Here is a 15443-nt window from a genome sequence, read left to right as displayed (position 1 = left end):
GTGCTGACTGGGGATTGGGGATTGGGGACTGGGGATTTGAGATTGAATTGCCCAATTATGTAAACCTTTGTGCTAGATATGTCTACTGTAAATACACAACGTTCATTCTCTAGTTTTATCGTAGCTGGTGCGATCGCACTGGTGATTATGGCGATCGCAGCTGGTTACTGGTTTTTTACTAAAAGTCCGGTGAGCCTGATTGCTTCTACTTCTCAATCTGGTGCTGCTATATTCGTGTCTAAACTTGCACCTGTTACGGTGTCATTACTGGTAAATCCCGACCGATTGCAGTCTTTGGAAAGTGCGGGAGAAATATCTAAACTCAAAACCAGTTTATTGGCCGAGAGTGGTCTAGATTATCGCCAAGATATTCAACCCTGGCTAGGAAACGAAATTACTCTGGCTGTCACCACCCTAGATATTGACCGCGATCTTGAAAATGGCAAGCAACCAGGGTATCTGATGGCTCTAGCTACGGAGAAGCCAGCAAAAAGTAGCGATTTTGTACAGTTGTTATTCTCCAAGCGGGTGTTAGCGGGAGCAAACCTCACAACGGAGGAATATAACGGTGCAAAGCTCATTTATGACGATGCACAACCAAAGCTAGAACCCTTAGCTGGTGCGGTGGTGGATAACTTTGTTTTGTTTGCCAACGATGCTAGAGTGCTGCGGGATGCAATTAATAATGTCCAAGCACCTGATTTGAATTTGACTAGTTCTCCCCAATACCAAAAAGCTATCGAAGAACTACCAAAAGGTGCTGTGGCGGTGACTTTCTTTAATCTTCCCACCTTGGCGCAATGGCAAGGGTTAGAACTACCAGAACCAATTTACGATAGTCAAATTACATCTCTGACATTAAACCCCAAAGGACTGTTAGCAGAGACTAGTTTTCTCACTATGTCGGAAGTTACGCCTCCATCTGCGCCATTGTCTCAGCCTGTGGGAGCGTTGCAATATATTCCCTCATCGGCAGGCTTGGTAATTTCTGGCTCTCATTTAGATAATTTGAATGACAGCAATTTAGCCAAACTCTGGACGCAAGCTAAAACAGCCATCTCTGGTTCAGGAACAGATGTGATTTCCCGGTTAGAGCAACCTTTACTAGCCATCCAAAAAGCTTGGGGTATTAACTTGACACAGGATGTATTTAGCTGGGTGCAAGGGGAATATGCGCTAGGACTCATACCGCGTGCTGGAAAAACTGCTCCTGGCTGGGTTTTTGTGGCGGAAAAACAAGATAGTCTTCCAGAAGGAATTGTGCGGTTAGATGCGATCGCCTCCTCTCAAGGACTCAACACCAATTCTCTGAGTTTGGATGAGCAAAAAGTTGTTGCTTGGACAGAATTAATCGCTAATACTAAAAAGTCTGATGCTCAAGACAGTCCATCATTCACCGTGGAAGCGAACGTTAAAGGCATACATACAACCTTGGGTAATTACGAAGTCTTCACTTCTGACTTAGAAACAATTAATGAAGTTTTTACTAATAAGGATAATTCTTTCATGAAAAACCGTAATTTCCAAAACAGTATTGCGGTAATTCCTGAACCAAACCAAGGTTACGTGTATCTTGACTGGAATAAAAGTCACGATTTGTTAGAGCGGCAGTTGCCTATTCTTAAGCTTTTAGAAGTGCTTGATAAAGCATTTTTCGACCAACTGCGATCGCTCACCTTCAGTAGCTATGGTACTGACACAGGAACACTCAAAGGTGCAGCTTTTCTGGAACTTCGTTCCTAGTAAATCTATCTTAGATGAAGCAGATAACTGCCAGCTTCCCGTCCAGAAACTATTAATTCTGCATCATCATTTAACTTTACAATTTTTTCAAAGATAACAATTGTGGCACATAGAAATGTGTCACAATTTTATGTGATTTAACCGAAATTTTTTAACTAGAATATGTATATATCTTTATTGTTATAAAAGCATATTTAGCAGGTTAATATGGAAAATTATCGCCCTTGGCTGAATTTTCGTGGCGGGTGGCTTGTAGCTTTATCTGCTGCTATGATTGCTTCCCCTGTCATTGCAGAAACGCCAAATTTCGGTAAATTCAACCTATCACCGGGGTTTGAAACAGCAAAGGCAAAATTTACTGGCTTTACGGGCGGTTCTTTCTCTTTGTCAGCAATCAGTAACCGCGATCGCGATAGAAATGTCTGTATTGGTTTTGCTGACCCTAAACCAGATCACATTATGGTTCTAGAAAAAGATTTTTCCCGTTTGAAAGTGCTGGTCAACAGTAGAGGTAATGATACTACTTTATTAATTAAGGGGCCAGACGATAAGACTATTCGTTGTGGTGATGATACTGGTAAGAGTAAGGATGCTAGTATCGACGATGAGCAATGGAAAAGAGGGTCTTATAAGATTTGGGTGGGTGCGTTCAAACCTGGAGTTAAGTACGATTACACTCTGATAGTGCAAGAAAAATAGGTGTTTAGAGAGGTAGGATATCATCCAGTCGCAGTTGCATACTTGGCAAGATACTAGAAGCGATCGCTTCACCCAGACGGTACTGCTGCTGGTTATAATCATCACCACTCAACTGGCAAACTGTAAAAGTGGGCTGTTTGGGTCTACCAATAAAAGCAACTCCACCGAGTCCTCGATAGTCAGCAATCCAGTATTCAGGGATGCCTAAGAGGGCATATTCTTCGACTTTACGGGCGTAATCAGTTTCCCAGTTGCTGCTAACAACCTCGACCACTAGTTTAACCGAGCGACCGAGGGTAATTACTGGTTCTTGCTCCCAAAGGGGTTCACTGGGGATAACAGTTTCATCCAGGACAATAATATCTGGTCTACGGGCAGTCATAGCATCAGCAAAGGGGCGAATCAGGCAAGTCCTAGGAATAAACCAAGGGAGTTGTGCGTTGGTAATGGCAATACCAATTTTGGTCGCTAGTTTGCCGCTAACGGTTTCGTGGGGGCCTGTGGGTTCCATATCAACTAGTTCTCCGTCAGACAATTCGTAGCGGGGATTGTCGCGGTATTGAGCCAGAAAATCCTCGAAAGTGAGAAATTTTGATGGTGTATGAGTCATCAGACTTTCTCCTATTACATAGAAAAGTGGACTTTATAATTTCACTTTGACAGTGCAGTAAAAATAGGTGATTAGGGACTTGTTTAACGTGTCGCGGAAGTCCCCACCCTCTCTGCGAGACGCTACGCGAACAACTCTTAGTAGGGTGGGGATTGTGAGCGGACGGCGACGATTCCAACTCCGACCAATATCAACCGTCAGGTTGATTAGGGAGTGGGTTGGATAAGGAGTCGTTAATCTTGGGGCTAGGCAACCTGTCGATCCAATCTTCAACCAACTGTGTAACTGTTTTTTCTTTACTGTTTGCATAAGCTTTTAGTTTGTCATTTCGCTTTTGGGAAAGCCTAACTTGCTATGGATCTTTCTTTGATAATGTATCACTTGCATGGATACATTTATGGGATTATATAAATGGTTGTTGACCCACCCACTCGACTCATATAACAAACGGCCACAGTAGCAGTAATATGCTTGCCTAGACTAAGAGCGAGAGAAAGGGGGAAAGAGTAGACCACTGGTTAGCATGATTACGTTCTGCTGTAAAAAATAAACCAAGCCTACTGTACGAAAAAGTAATAAAACTGTCTGCGGAGGGCGGACGGCGGCGCGGGTTCTCTCCATGAAGAGATAAAGGTAGCAATACCAGAAACGCTGTGTAAGACTCAGACCGGATTTAGTTCCGGGTACTTAGCGATAAGTACACCCAACAGAGCAACGGCGAATGAGACGCGAAACGATGATGGTTGTTATTTTTGAAGCTCCGGCTTCAGCGTAGCAAGCCGGAGTACTTCACCTATTCTCCCAATCCTTCGTTCTCCAGCACTTCTAATAGGTGTGGTACTAACGAAGGTAGATCCTCTTGAATCGTTGCCCAAACCCTACTCAAGTTAACTTGGAAATATTCGTGCGTGACAACATTTCGCATACCTCCCATTAAACGCCAAGGGATGAGAGGATACCGTAACTGGATTTCATGAGGTACACTCCTAATAGCTTCTCCAATCACTACGAAATCGTAGAGAACAGCTTTGACAAGCGTTTGATTTTTTTCAAATTCTTCAAAGCTGACATTACTTGTACATTGTTCAATTTCAGTAATAGATTCCACAATATCTTGAATGCGAAGCCGCCAGTCTCTAGAAGGCACGAATAACATCCTTGAGTACAGGTTCACGTAAATGTTCTCTCAAAGCATCCTGAGTTCCCAAATCTACAGAACACCCTAGAATATCTTCTAAATAATACTGAACTTGAAAAAGTTGAAACAATCCACCCGGTCGATGAAACTCCACTAAAAAGTCTACATCACTATCTGGACGAGCTTCATCCCGTGCCACTGAACCGAACAAATTAAGGGATTTTACTCCTAATTCCTGTAACTTTTCTTGGTGTGCAGCTAGAATTACCAGGACTTCATCCCGTTTCATGGTTTTTACCTCAACCAATGCCATATTAAGGTATCACTAGGGTAAAAGCTTCAGCAATAGCTATTTCTAAGCCATACTGACAGCTAATAATTGCTCTGACATATCAAAGTTAGAGGTGACATTTTGGACATCATCAAGACTTTCTAGAGTATCAATTAACTTGAGGAGCGATCGCGCTTGCTCTGGTTCTGTCACTTCTATATTATTGCTGGGAATCCAACGCAATTCTACCTCAGTAACTGTAAAGCCTTGGTCTTTGAGGCTTTGGTTAAGGATTTCTAAATTGGCTATGGTGGTAAATACCTCGGCTGTGTCTTCTTCTGTCATTTCGTAAGATTCAGCACCACCTTCTAGAGATGCTTCTAACAACTGGTCTTCATCCACAACACCTGAGACTATACATACACCCTTTTGGTCAAACATCCAGCTAACACAGCCAGTTTCACCCAAGTTCCCGCCGTTTTTACTAAAAGCTACCCGTAAATCAGCCGCCGTGCGATTGCGGTTATCGGTTAGGGCTTCGATTAAAATTGCTACACCACCAGGTCCATAACCTTCGTAGCGAATCTCTTCTAAGGTATGATTATCGCCGCTAAATGTACCTGCACCTTTAGCGATCGCTCTTTCAATATTGTCATTAGGAATACCCGCAATCTTAGCTTTATCAATAGCTGTACGTAGTTGAAAATTACCTGCTGGGTCTGGGACACCGTTTCTCGCAGCCACAATAATCGCTCTGGATAACTGTGTAAAAGTTTTCCCTTTTTTGGCATCAACTACTGCCTTTTGGCGTTTAATATTTGCCCATTTACTATGACCTGCCATAAGCTGAAATTATTTCTGCACTCTCCAATAGTCTAGGATATACATAGCTTCTGCCCAGATGCAAAGGGAAGGTTAGGGACTGGGGATTGGGTAAAAGATAAGCCTTAAGGGTCTTGGCTTTGTTCCCATATAGGCGTACTCTTTGTTAGAGAATTACGAATTAGTCTGCTATGCGGTTTTTTTTCCACTCCTCTCACATCCAAAGTAAGAAGAAATTTGCAGTATAAGCTTTGCCGTTTCTTGCTGTTACTGCTGGTAGGAATACTATCTGTCACTGGATGTCAGACTATACGCTCTGGAGTGGAAGGGAATCGAGTTACACATATCACTTTTTGGCATGGGGTAAATCCGCCGCCTAACCGGGATGTATTACAAAGGCTGGTTGATAAATTTAACCAAACTCACCCCAATATTCAGGTAGAGTCGCTGTATGTGGGTCAGCAAGATCAGCAAATGCCGAAAATTTTGGCGGCTGTTGTAGGTAATGCACCACCTGATTTATTGTGGTTTAATCCCACTATCACAGGTCAATTAGTCGAACTGGGTGCGTTGATTTCTGTAGATGAGATGCTGTCCAAATCTCCAATTAAGGAGGAAATTGACCCCACTCTATATTCATCGATGGAATACCAAGGCAAACTTTGGTCAGTTCCCTTCGCTACGAATAATGTGGGCATTTTTTACCGTCCAAGTTTATTTCAAGCAGCAGGTATCAAAGCCATACCCCGCACTTGGGAGGAGTTTCGCCAAGTTGCCAAGCAATTAACTCGTGATGTTGATGGTGATGGACGAATAGACCAGTATGGAATGTTTCTGCCTTTAGGGAAGGGAGAATTTACGGTGTTTACTTGGCTACCATTTATGTGGAGTGGTGGCGGCGAATTGGTAAGTGGGGACGGACACAGTGCAGCAGGTGTGATGTTGCCAGAAAATCAAAGTGCGATCGCAGCGTTGCAATTTTGGCGTAATCTAGTCGAAGATGGTTCGACAATGCTATCTAGTCCAGAACGAGGTTATGAGACAGACCCCCTACTGTCTGGAAAGGTAGCAATGCAAATCAACGGCCCTTGGAATTTAGGACAATTGCAGACAACTGATATTGATTTTGGGGTATTTCCGCTACCTGTTCATCAAAATCCAGCTACCAGTATTGGCGGCGAAAATCTCTTCTTTTTTAAGACAACACCAGAACGCCAAAAAGCTGCGTTTAAGTTTGCTGAATATACAATGAGTGAAGAGTTTCAAACAGAAATTGCATTGGCAGCAGGTTATTTACCGATTAATTTAAAGTCGCGTGAAAGTACAAGATATCAAGAATTTGTGCAGAAATTACCACAAGTAAAGGTATTTTTAGAACAGGCAAAATATGGGCGTAGTCGTCCGATTTTTCCTGGTTATAATCGTATTTCAGATAGCATAGGTAGAGCAGTTGAAGCTGTTGTGTTGGGTAAAAGTTCTCCTCAAGCAGCATTGCAAGCTAGTCAGCAACGTTTAGATTTAATTTTCAAGTGATTGTTAACTAAGTTTCAGAAACCCGAGGCCCAGCAGCTTTGAGAATTTCGCGGGTAGTGTCGAATAAACTATAAAGAGAGTTCATAGCTTCTCGCACTAAACCTTGGTCAAGTGCTAAAGGTTGCACAGCAATGCGCGTCACCAACTCCACATACAACGACCAAGCGGCTTCCTGTTGTTTACGGTTAACTTCCCAAGACATCGAACCAATGCCAAAAGGCAGACGGAAACGCGTTCACGAAGTGTAGGCAAAGCCTAATCGCGCATAATTATTTATAATTAAGCAAATTTAACTAATTATCTCTTATTATTATAGTGATTGATGAAACTCTTTTACCAAAGCATTTTCAGGATGTGCTGGTAAAATGCGATCATTAATGTAGGGTAAACAAGTTCGTAGTAAGGACTTTAGTCCTGAAATTGAGGGCTAAAGCCCTCACTACAAACTGTCATTATTAATTAGTGAGATTATGATATTGATAACACCTGTGCATCCAACCTAAGACAACATCACCTTTAGCCCCAATTAAGTCATGTCAGTCGCCCAAGATTTACAACCAGTAGCAGGTATAATATTTCCACCAGGAGATATTGAAAGTGACCTACCAATAGAAGATATAATATTTCCGCCAGGAGATATAGAAAGTCACGAACCACCATTGGAAAGCGATTTACATTTACGCCAAATTATTCTGTTATTACAATGCTTAGAATTGTGGTGGCAAAACCGCAATGACTTTTATGCTGCGGGAAATTTGACAATATACTATAGCCAACGTCAACTTAAATCAGAAGAATTTCGCGGACCTGATTTTTTTGTCGTGCGAGGATGTGAAAAAAAACCGCGCAAAAGTTGGGTAATCTGGCAAGAAGACGGTAAGTATCCCAATATTATTGTTGAGTTACTGTCACCTTCCACAAAAGCCACGGATAAAAGCTTGAAAAAGCAAATCTATCAAGATATCTTTCGCACACCGGAATATTTTTGGTTTGACCCCAACAATTTAGAATTTGTCGGTTTTCATTTAGTAGATGCTCATTACCAACCTATAGAACCAAATCCCCAAGGTTGGTTATGGAGTCAGCAGTTAGATTTATATTTGGGTGTACAGAATAATCAATTACGCTATTTTACGGCACAAGGGGAGTTAGTGCCGACACCGGAAGAACTAGCAGCACAGGAAAAACGGCGTGCAGACGAAGAAAAGCAACGTGCTGAACAAGAAAAACAGCGTGCTGAACAGGAAAAGCAACGTGCTGAACGCCTAGCCGCTAAGTTGCGGGAGTTAAATATTGACCCGGATATTTTATAAAATTATTGAGCGATGTTTTCAACAATTCAGATATAATAATGAGTTTGTCTATAGCACTCATTTTTTAGCATATGTCTACAACTTACACCGTTGAGATTCTTCACCAAGGCAAAACCCACACATTACAAGTGCCTGAAGATAAAACCATTTTATCAGTTGCCGATGAGCTAGGGCTAGATTTACCCAGTTCTTGCAACGCGGGTGTCTGTACCACTTGCGCTGGCCAAATTGTTACCGGAACTGTGGATCAAACTGAGGGGATGGGAGTCAGTCCAGACCTGCAAAAACAAGGTTACGTATTGCTTTGTGTAGCTTATCCCCGTTCTGATGTGAAAATTGAAACAGAAAAAGAAGACATTGTTTATCAGAAGCAATTCGGTAAATAATCGCAAAAGATTAATGTTAGTAATTGGTAACTTTTTGCTGTCAGGATTTATGGCAGAAAACACAAATTGCTGATGGTGATTATTACCAATTACTGTTGATAATCAACAGGATAAATAAAATCAGTATTTTGCTCTGCCTAAGATCGGTTATTCTAGAATCTACAAATCAACCGGATGGACAGCGATGACAACCCATTTCATTACCGCAGAAATCGACCTTCAAGAAACACCTACAGAGTTGCAACAAGTGATTGAAGCTGAGTTGCAAAAACAGGGAGAACCCTTAAGATGGGCAATTACGGCTGTAGACGCTGATAAAGAAAAAGCGACTGTAGAAGCTGTAGTAACTACAGTTAGTGCTGAATAATTAAAAGTATGAAAGGATGATGGTGGATCTAGGTTTGTAGTAAGGACTTTAGTCCTTAATATTCTTAGCACTAAAGTGCTTACTACAAACTTATCACAGCTTTTGCGCTAGACCACGCACTCAGCACTTAAATATGAACCGTCCCTACACTGCTATTCTCATTGTCCCAACTGGCGTTGGTGCAGCCATTGGTGGCTATGCCGGGGATGCTATACCCGTTGCTAGATTAATAGCACAGGTTTGCGATCGCCTGATCACTCACCCTAATGTTCTCAATGGTGCAAGTTTGTACTGGAATATCTCCAATGCTTTCTATGTAGAAGGCTACGGGCTTGACAAATTCGCTGCTGGGTGCTGGGGTTTGCGTCCTGTACGTAATAATAAGATAGGTTTACTTTTAGACCAAGGCATTGAGCCAGAGTTAAGGCTGCGACACCTACAAGCAGCCGATGCAGCACGGGCAACTCTGGGCTTGACCTTAACAAATTATGTAATTACTGATGCACCATTAAACGTAGAATTGCGGTCTTCTCCATCAGGTGCGAGTTGGGGAACAATTGGCAACCCAGATAGTTTATTGCGAGGTGCGGAAACATTAATTAAGAAAGCAGGAGCAGAAGCGATCGCAGTTGTTGCCCGTTTCCCCGATAATATGGATGAGGAAGCAGCGCAAAACTATCGCCTAGGTCAAGGCGTAGACCCCATTGCCGGAGCAGAAGCCGTAATTAGCCATTTAGTAGTCAGAAACTTGCAAATTCCTTGCGCCCATGCACCAGCTTTAGCTGCTGAACCTCCCGCGCCAAATTTATCACCGCGATCGGCTGCGGAAGAATTAGGTTATACTTTTTTACCAAGCGTACTCGTAGGATTAAGTCGCGCCCCACAATTTATCTTAGAAAAGAGATTAACTGAATCTCTCCAAACAGATATTTGGGCAGAACAAGTAGATGCTTTAATTATGCCAGCCACTGCCTGTGGTAGTAGTGCATTACTCAGCCTCAGCCAAAAACCATGTCAAATCATCACCGTGGAGGAAAATCAAACTCAAATCAAAGTCTCATCCCAATCATTAGGGATAAAATCAATACAAGTAAACTCATATTTAGAAGCAGTAGGTCTATTAGTAGCCCATAAAGCAGGCATTAACCCAGCTTCCCTAATTCCTAAAATATATCCTTTGGTAGAGACGTGATTAATCACACCTGTACAAAAGTCAACAGAAATTCTTAATTTTGAATTTTGAATTGATTCCTCCCCATTCCCTAAACACCCGTGGTAGAACAACACAAACAAGAACCAGAAATTCCATACTTGACACGAACCCAAGTGCTAGTCGCTATGGGAGTCACGGCAATTCTGTTGTGGATAATCGCTAGGCTGTGGTTGCGCTTCGGTAACTTTTTGCTATTTGAATGGCACTGGTATCCTAGAGATTTTCTCTTAGGAATAGGTGTAGGGTTATTCATCACAGGTATAAGTGGTATAGCTTATCGTTTGTGGCTACCATACCGCAAAAGTGCGGATTATTACTTGGAATTGGTACTGAAACCCTTAATTTGGCCTGACTTAATTTGGTTAGGTTTATTACCGGGATTAAGTGAAGAATTATTATTTCGCGGTGTCATGTTACCCGCTTTAGGACTAGATCATCTAGCAGTAATCGGATCTAGTGTCTGCTTTGGTATTTTGCATCTTAGCGGCCCTCAACAATGGCCTTATGTAATTTGGGCAACTATTATTGGGATAATCCTAGGATACAGCGCACTTTGGAGTGGCAACTTGCTCGTGCCAATTGTCGCTCACATTATGACCAATTGGATTTCTAGCTGCTTGTGGAAAATTCAGCAGCCATAAGCAATTCTTCACTACGAATTACGAATTGATATAAGTGGTGTATCTAATTTCCTTTGTGCTGCTAGTGCGATCGCCTGTGGTAGTATCGTATGCTCTTGAACTTGAATCCTGGCGTGTAGTGTTTCCGCCGTGTCATCTGGTAAGATTGGCACGGCAGCTTGCATTAATATTTGCCCACTATCTACTTCTAAACAAACTAAATGCACTGTGCAGCCAGTGATTTTTACCCCAGCTTCTAAGGCTTGTTCTACAGCGTGAATACCTTTGAAGCTAGGCAATAAACTGGGGTGAATATTAATAATTCTCTTGGGAAAGGCATCAATAAATACTGACGTGACAACTCGCATCCAACCAGCCAAAATTACCCAATCTACATCATATCGCCGCAAAGTATTGACAATTTCTTGGTCAAATGCTTCACGATTTTTATATTCACGATGATTCAACAAAACAGCTTCTACACCTCTATTAGCCGCTCTATTTGCTGCTTTAGCCGACGGATTATTATAAATTAAAACTTGAATTTGGGCATTGAGTTGCTTGTCTTCAATAGCTTGGGCAACTGCTTCAAAATTACTCCCACTACCAGAAGCCATAATTCCCAATTTTAAAGGAGTTACTTCAGTAAATTGATGAGTATTAACGCTGGGAGAAACAAGGCTAGAGGTAAAATCAGGGCGGACGATCATAAACAATTCAAAATTCAAAATGACGCTCATGGACTCGCTCTAAGCGTTCGCGAAGCGTCTCCGCTAGGAGAAGCTATGCCGAAGGCTTTACGCTGCGCTAACAAAATTCAAAGTTACAAACATATAAATAGATTAGCCCAATAGCTAAGGGGAAAATTATCAATGCACAAAAAATCTGCTCAGTCATGGTTAGATAATGATACATTTGCCGCCTGGACTTTTCTCACACCTGCGCTAATTTTATTAGGTTTATTTGTTATTTGGCCAATTGCCTATTTGTGTTACCTCAGCTTTACTGCTGGTAGTTTTACTTCTACAGGTACTTATTGGGTAGGTTTGAAAAACTACTGGCGTTTAATCCTCAACCCCGATTTTTGGCAGGTTCTGGGTAACACAGTTTATTTTACCGTTGCCACTTTAATTCCTAGTTTAGTTATTCCTATAGGTCTAGCAGTCTTATTAAATCGCTCTATAGTCCTACGGGGTTTTCTGCGGAGTGCTTATTTTTTACCTTCTATTATTTCTTTAGTGGCTGCTGGGTTAGGATTTCGTTGGTTATTTCAGTCCACTGGCCCCGTCAACGGATTTTTAAGTTTGTTTGGTATTCAGGCTATTGCTTGGCTAGGAGATACATTTTGGGCAATGCCTGTATTAATTATTTTGAGTGTGTGGAAACAACTCGGTTTTAATATGGTGGTGTTTTTGGCAGGCTTGCAAGCCATTCCCTTTAGTCGCTATGAAGCAGCAGAACTAGACGGTGCTAATGGTTGGCAACAATTTTGGTATGTCACTTTACCGGGATTGCGACCAACTTTAATTTTTGCCACAATTACGACTGCTATTTTTACTTTGCGGAGTTTTGAGCAAGTGTATGTAGTCACAGGTGGTGGCCCCCTAAATACTACTAATTTGCTGGTTTACTACATTTATCAAGAAGCTTTTGCTCAATTTGATTTTGGTTACGCCGCCGCCGCCGCTACAGTATTATTAGCTTTCACCCTTGTATTAGTCTATTTGCAATTACAAAGTTGGGGCGAAGAGTCTTAAAATTCTCGCCGTGAGAATATAAAAATAGCGATCGCTAATAACAAGGTAATGTATATTAAGCCATACACTCCATTACCAAGCAATGTACCCATATCCGGTATTGCTTGCAAACCATAAACAGCATCATTTTTTAAATCTAGTCGAGATAAATCTGGCAATATCAGATATAAACCTTGACTAATACCCTCCATTACAGGGTTACGACTCATCCGACTCAGTTGGACTAAATTTTGAGTAATATTCCCCATTAAATACACGGCAAATGTTAAAGCCACGGCTAACAAAGAACTAGTAAATACACCAAATGTGATAGCCACAGCAGTCATGACAGCTAATTGCAAGCATAAAAAAACTGCTGCAATTAAAATGCTGGCCATTGAGTAGGGAATATTACCCAACTGCAAAAATAGTAGATAAATAGCTGTCATACTAGCAATTAAAATAGCCAATACAGCCGATAAACCAAAAAATTTACCCGTGATAAATTCCCCACGGCTAACAGGTTTAGCAATCAATAATAAAATGGTACGTTTTTCAATTTCTTTGTTAATTAATCCTGTGCCAATAAACACAGCAACAATTATACTAATTGCACTCATCGCTGCTATACCAAAGTCTAAAAACATTTTGTCTTCGGTACTAGCTGCATATTCAGGTAAAGCGCGGTTAGCCACAGCCAAGACTAAAGCATAAAAACCGATAATATACAGGATGCGATCGCGTACCACTTCCTGAAATACATTCTTTGCAATTACTAATATTTTGGTCATAATCACTACTCCACACTCACCACTCACCACTCACTACTCACCACTCACTACTCATCACTCAGCACTCAGCACCGGCTAAACGCCGCGCTACCGCTAACACCACTCACTGCTGCGGTGGTGGTGTGTCTCGCTTGATTGAAATCGTGCGATCGCAGTTAATTTCTGCAACCGCAATTTTATCTTCTGCTACACTACTACTTGTATTACGATTTCTTGATGTTGCTAGCGGTTCAATCCGACATGATTTCTTTAAAAAATAACCTTTAGCACTAGAACTTGGGCCTATCCAAATACTCAGCAAATCTAAGATATAACCAGATTTAGTATTAGCAACACGCGGCTCAATACGCCATAGTTCTTTTTCTCTAATTCCTGATAAATTGTTATCCAAAATTTCTTTACCTAATTGTCCTACCCTTACATTGGCCTCTAGCAGCCATCTTTCGACTTGTGACCAAGGTTTTTCAGATATTTGTCCTTCAACTAATGGTTGTAGTTGATTAAGTATCAAAACACCATTAGCTGGTACTTTTTCTGGTTCTTCTCTTGTGATTACAAAGGTACTATTTTGGAAATCATCTGCTAGTAAGCTAGGATATTCCTGCAACCATTTATCGATGACAAAATAGAACTGTAGCCAGCAGCTAATAACCATACAACTACCGACCAAAATAATAATTTTTTGTCGAGCTTCTGGTTTAGGAATTCTAGCTTTAGAATCAATGTCACTCCCTTCAATAAATTCTGGAATTGCTGTAATTAATGCCGCTATTGTTGGCCAAAGAACAATTGTCATTGGTGTAAACAAATTTTTTTGATTACCAAATGCAAAAACAGCAACTAAAAATCCAGTAATTACTGCCCCTACAGGCATATAAGTACCTGGAACTTTTAGAGGATCATCAGTTGTATACCAAGCTGTGCCAGCAATTAAAAATAACCAACCACAAAGGGCAATGATATCTCTGACATAACCTTCAGCAAAAGACGATATCACACCAGAAAAAACACTTAAATAAATTAAAGTTTGCCAAGAATAAGCCTGGGGGGGAATTAATATCTTTTTCAGACGTTCATAAACATCTTCAAATATTCTAAATATCCCGAAAATATCTTTAAGAAATGCGTTCATTCAGATACCTCTAGTAATAAACCTTATATTGATGAGGAAAATATTTTTAAAGTCCTTATCCATAAAATCAGTGTGATAGCCGTATAACTCAATGAATTTGCTATAATTGTAGTAGTAACTAAATTAGTATTTTGAAATTGTGCCTTACTGAGAAAGCTAAATTTCAAGCGCGTAAGTAGAGGTTTGTCTTCTTGCTTTTTTCCTAGGTCTTCACTTAATGAAAAGACTAAAAACCTCAAGAGAAAAAACTTCATCAAAAATGTCCCAAAGAAAATTGTGATAGTAGTGAAAACTAAAACGCCTTGGGTACTAGTGGACTTTAAAATATTAAACAAAACATAATTAATTAGCTCAGTCCTAAGCTGAACTGGTAATCTAGGTTCTACATAAAAGAACATCAACCAACCAAGAACACCAGAAAATAAATTGACTGCGATCGCATAAAAGATACTCGATTTTTTATCAAAATTTAACCTTCTGTGAAAAACGTAACCTTCTAGGGGAATAGCAATCAAAAAGAACAGAAAATTAAACAGAATCACACCAACTGGGAAAATTCTAGGGAAAACAACATCTTCAAACATACAGGTTCAAACTAAAAGTTAAACTGTAGAGAGTATAGCTGTAGTCATGAGACTGCTGGAGGCAATTATCTCACCAAACACCTCGCGCCGTGGAAGCCCCTGGCTTTAGACATGGGGGTAAGGCGCAGGCGAATTTATTCGCCGTTACATTATCGCCTTGGGGCTGCTCATTCGGTGTACCTTTGTTTTGTACTTTCAACGGGACAGTTACCGTTTCAAATTTGACAAAGAAGAGTACGCATAATGTTTTGCTCCAAAGAGCCTCCCTTACGGGGTAATGTGAGCTTAGACAATGTTAGAGGTCGGTAACTTCCAAACGACACTGGTTTAACCCCGTTAAGCCTCTTTAATCGTTCAGTTCTAGAGCAAGGAACTAGCTACGCATTCCTTGGTAGGTCTTTAACTCTTGCCTCTAACGTAGTTCAGTTAAGAACTTAGTCTGGTCAGATTAAGGCTTTTTCAAGCCCCGGATTTATCCGTGGGGT

The 15443-nt window shown here is 41.1% G+C and carries 17 protein-coding genes and 1 pseudogene; 9 read left to right on the top strand and 9 right to left on the bottom strand.

Annotation, left to right across the window (positions count from 1 at the left end; translation table 11 throughout):
* Nucleotides 1-78 precede the first annotated feature (78 nt).
* On the top strand, nt 79-1743 hold the full coding sequence (locus L6494_RS23155; RefSeq protein WP_237990079.1) for a DUF3352 domain-containing protein: 1665 nt from the start codon (nt 79-81) through the stop codon (nt 1741-1743).
* Nucleotides 1744-1950: 207 nt separating this feature from the next.
* A complete protein-coding gene (locus L6494_RS23150) occupies nt 1951-2442 on the top strand; it encodes a hypothetical protein (RefSeq protein WP_237990078.1) in 492 nt (163 codons plus the stop codon).
* 4 nt (nt 2443-2446) lie between these two features.
* On the opposite strand, the gene L6494_RS23145 is transcribed toward L6494_RS23150, so the two are convergent.
* The 4 genes from L6494_RS23145 to L6494_RS23130 form a co-directional block, all read right to left on the bottom strand.
* Entirely contained in the window at nt 2447-3052 is a 606-nt protein-coding gene (locus L6494_RS23145; protein ID WP_237990077.1) for a Uma2 family endonuclease, read from the bottom strand.
* A gap of 793 nt (nt 3053-3845) precedes the next feature.
* A complete protein-coding gene (locus tag L6494_RS23140; RefSeq protein WP_237990076.1) occupies nt 3846-4199 on the bottom strand; it encodes a HepT-like ribonuclease domain-containing protein in 354 nt (117 codons plus the stop codon).
* Complete coding sequence (locus tag L6494_RS23135; protein WP_237990075.1) at nt 4189-4503, bottom strand: nucleotidyltransferase family protein; 315 nt, start codon at nt 4501-4503, stop codon at nt 4189-4191. The genes L6494_RS23140 and L6494_RS23135 overlap by 11 nt, the downstream gene beginning before the upstream one ends.
* Before the next feature lie 42 nt (nt 4504-4545).
* Nucleotides 4546-5304, bottom strand: a complete 759-nt coding sequence (locus tag L6494_RS23130; RefSeq protein WP_237990074.1) for a YebC/PmpR family DNA-binding transcriptional regulator — start codon at nt 5302-5304, stop codon at nt 4546-4548.
* Between the two features lie 216 nt (nt 5305-5520).
* On the opposite strand from L6494_RS23130, the gene L6494_RS23125 reads away from it, so the two are divergent.
* Complete coding sequence (locus tag L6494_RS23125) at nt 5521-6816, top strand: ABC transporter substrate-binding protein (protein ID WP_237990073.1); 1296 nt, start codon at nt 5521-5523, stop codon at nt 6814-6816.
* Nucleotides 6817-6835: 19 nt separating this feature from the next.
* Here L6494_RS23125 and L6494_RS23120 read toward each other — a convergent pair.
* A pseudogene (locus tag L6494_RS23120) lies at nt 6836-7018 on the bottom strand (hypothetical protein); the annotation flags it as partial.
* A 331-nt stretch (nt 7019-7349) separates the two neighbouring features.
* Here L6494_RS23120 and L6494_RS23115 point away from each other — a divergent pair.
* The 5 genes from L6494_RS23115 to L6494_RS23095 all read left to right on the top strand — a co-directional run bounded on the left by L6494_RS23115 (nt 7350) and on the right by L6494_RS23095 (nt 10736).
* Nucleotides 7350-8129 (top strand): Uma2 family endonuclease, encoded by a 780-nt coding sequence (locus L6494_RS23115; protein WP_237990072.1) that lies wholly within the window; start codon nt 7350-7352, stop codon nt 8127-8129.
* A gap of 71 nt (nt 8130-8200) precedes the next feature.
* Nucleotides 8201-8515 (top strand): 2Fe-2S iron-sulfur cluster-binding protein, encoded by a 315-nt coding sequence (locus L6494_RS23110; RefSeq protein ID WP_237990071.1) that lies wholly within the window; start codon nt 8201-8203, stop codon nt 8513-8515.
* 184 nt (nt 8516-8699) lie between these two features.
* A complete protein-coding gene (locus L6494_RS23105; protein ID WP_190698970.1) occupies nt 8700-8882 on the top strand; it encodes a hypothetical protein in 183 nt (60 codons plus the stop codon).
* A gap of 133 nt (nt 8883-9015) precedes the next feature.
* Entirely contained in the window at nt 9016-10074 is a 1059-nt protein-coding gene (locus L6494_RS23100) for a DUF3326 domain-containing protein (protein ID WP_237990070.1), read from the top strand.
* An 80-nt stretch (nt 10075-10154) separates the two neighbouring features.
* Nucleotides 10155-10736: a CPBP family intramembrane glutamic endopeptidase gene (locus L6494_RS23095; protein WP_237990069.1), complete on the top strand. Its 582-nt coding sequence runs from the start codon at nt 10155-10157 to the stop codon at nt 10734-10736.
* A gap of 11 nt (nt 10737-10747) precedes the next feature.
* On the opposite strand, the gene purN is transcribed toward L6494_RS23095, so the two are convergent.
* Nucleotides 10748-11425: a phosphoribosylglycinamide formyltransferase gene (gene purN / locus L6494_RS23090; RefSeq protein WP_237990068.1), complete on the bottom strand. Its 678-nt coding sequence runs from the start codon at nt 11423-11425 to the stop codon at nt 10748-10750.
* Between the two features lie 162 nt (nt 11426-11587).
* Between purN and L6494_RS23085 the strand changes: the two genes are divergently transcribed.
* Complete coding sequence (locus L6494_RS23085; RefSeq protein ID WP_237990067.1) at nt 11588-12472, top strand: carbohydrate ABC transporter permease; 885 nt, start codon at nt 11588-11590, stop codon at nt 12470-12472.
* Here the strand turns inward: L6494_RS23085 and L6494_RS23080 are convergent.
* From L6494_RS23080 to fraC, 3 genes are all read right to left on the bottom strand, one after another.
* On the bottom strand, nt 12469-13242 hold the full coding sequence (locus L6494_RS23080) for an ABC transporter permease (protein ID WP_237990066.1): 774 nt from the start codon (nt 13240-13242) through the stop codon (nt 12469-12471). The two genes, L6494_RS23085 and L6494_RS23080, sit on opposite strands and share 4 nt — an antisense overlap.
* Nucleotides 13243-13345: 103 nt before the next feature.
* The gene (gene fraD, locus L6494_RS23075) at nt 13346-14374 is read right to left on the bottom strand and encodes a septal junction protein FraD (RefSeq protein ID WP_237990065.1); all 1029 of its coding nucleotides are present in this window, start codon (nt 14372-14374) and stop codon (nt 13346-13348) included.
* 23 nt (nt 14375-14397) lie between these two features.
* Nucleotides 14398-14958, bottom strand: coding sequence for a filament integrity protein FraC (gene fraC, locus L6494_RS23070; RefSeq protein WP_237990064.1), 561 nt, complete (start codon nt 14956-14958; stop codon nt 14398-14400).
* Nucleotides 14959-15443 lie beyond the last annotated feature (485 nt).

It is taken from the genome of Nostoc sp. UHCC 0870 (genome assembly GCF_022063185.1).
Classification (GTDB): Bacteria; Cyanobacteriota; Cyanobacteriia; order Cyanobacteriales; family Nostocaceae; genus Trichormus.
The sequence above is the reverse complement of the archived record's forward strand: the minus strand, read 5'-3'. Positions and strand labels throughout refer to the sequence as shown.

Bases quoted from the DNA above. Each gene is read 5' to 3' on its own strand.
- L6494_RS23155 (WP_237990079.1), top strand. From the start codon at position 79: ATGTCTACTGTAAATACACAACGTTCATTCTCTAGTTTTATCGTAGCT.
- L6494_RS23150 (WP_237990078.1), top strand. From the start codon at position 1,951: ATGGAAAATTATCGCCCTTGGCTGAATTTTCGTGGCGGGTGGCTTGTA.
- L6494_RS23145 (WP_237990077.1), bottom strand. From the start codon at position 3,052: ATGACTCATACACCATCAAAATTTCTCACTTTCGAGGATTTTCTGGCT.
- L6494_RS23135 (WP_237990075.1), bottom strand. From the start codon at position 4,503: ATGGCATTGGTTGAGGTAAAAACCATGAAACGGGATGAAGTCCTGGTA.
- L6494_RS23130 (WP_237990074.1), bottom strand. From the start codon at position 5,304: ATGGCAGGTCATAGTAAATGGGCAAATATTAAACGCCAAAAGGCAGTA.
- L6494_RS23115 (WP_237990072.1), top strand. From the start codon at position 7,350: ATGTCAGTCGCCCAAGATTTACAACCAGTAGCAGGTATAATATTTCCA.
- L6494_RS23110 (WP_237990071.1), top strand. From the start codon at position 8,201: ATGTCTACAACTTACACCGTTGAGATTCTTCACCAAGGCAAAACCCAC.
- L6494_RS23105 (WP_190698970.1), top strand. From the start codon at position 8,700: ATGACAACCCATTTCATTACCGCAGAAATCGACCTTCAAGAAACACCT.
- L6494_RS23100 (WP_237990070.1), top strand. From the start codon at position 9,016: ATGAACCGTCCCTACACTGCTATTCTCATTGTCCCAACTGGCGTTGGT.
- purN (WP_237990068.1), bottom strand. From the start codon at position 11,425: ATGATCGTCCGCCCTGATTTTACCTCTAGCCTTGTTTCTCCCAGCGTT.
- L6494_RS23085 (WP_237990067.1), top strand. From the start codon at position 11,588: ATGCACAAAAAATCTGCTCAGTCATGGTTAGATAATGATACATTTGCC.
- L6494_RS23080 (WP_237990066.1), bottom strand. From the start codon at position 13,242: ATGACCAAAATATTAGTAATTGCAAAGAATGTATTTCAGGAAGTGGTA.
- fraD (WP_237990065.1), bottom strand. From the start codon at position 14,374: ATGAACGCATTTCTTAAAGATATTTTCGGGATATTTAGAATATTTGAA.
- fraC (WP_237990064.1), bottom strand. From the start codon at position 14,958: ATGTTTGAAGATGTTGTTTTCCCTAGAATTTTCCCAGTTGGTGTGATT.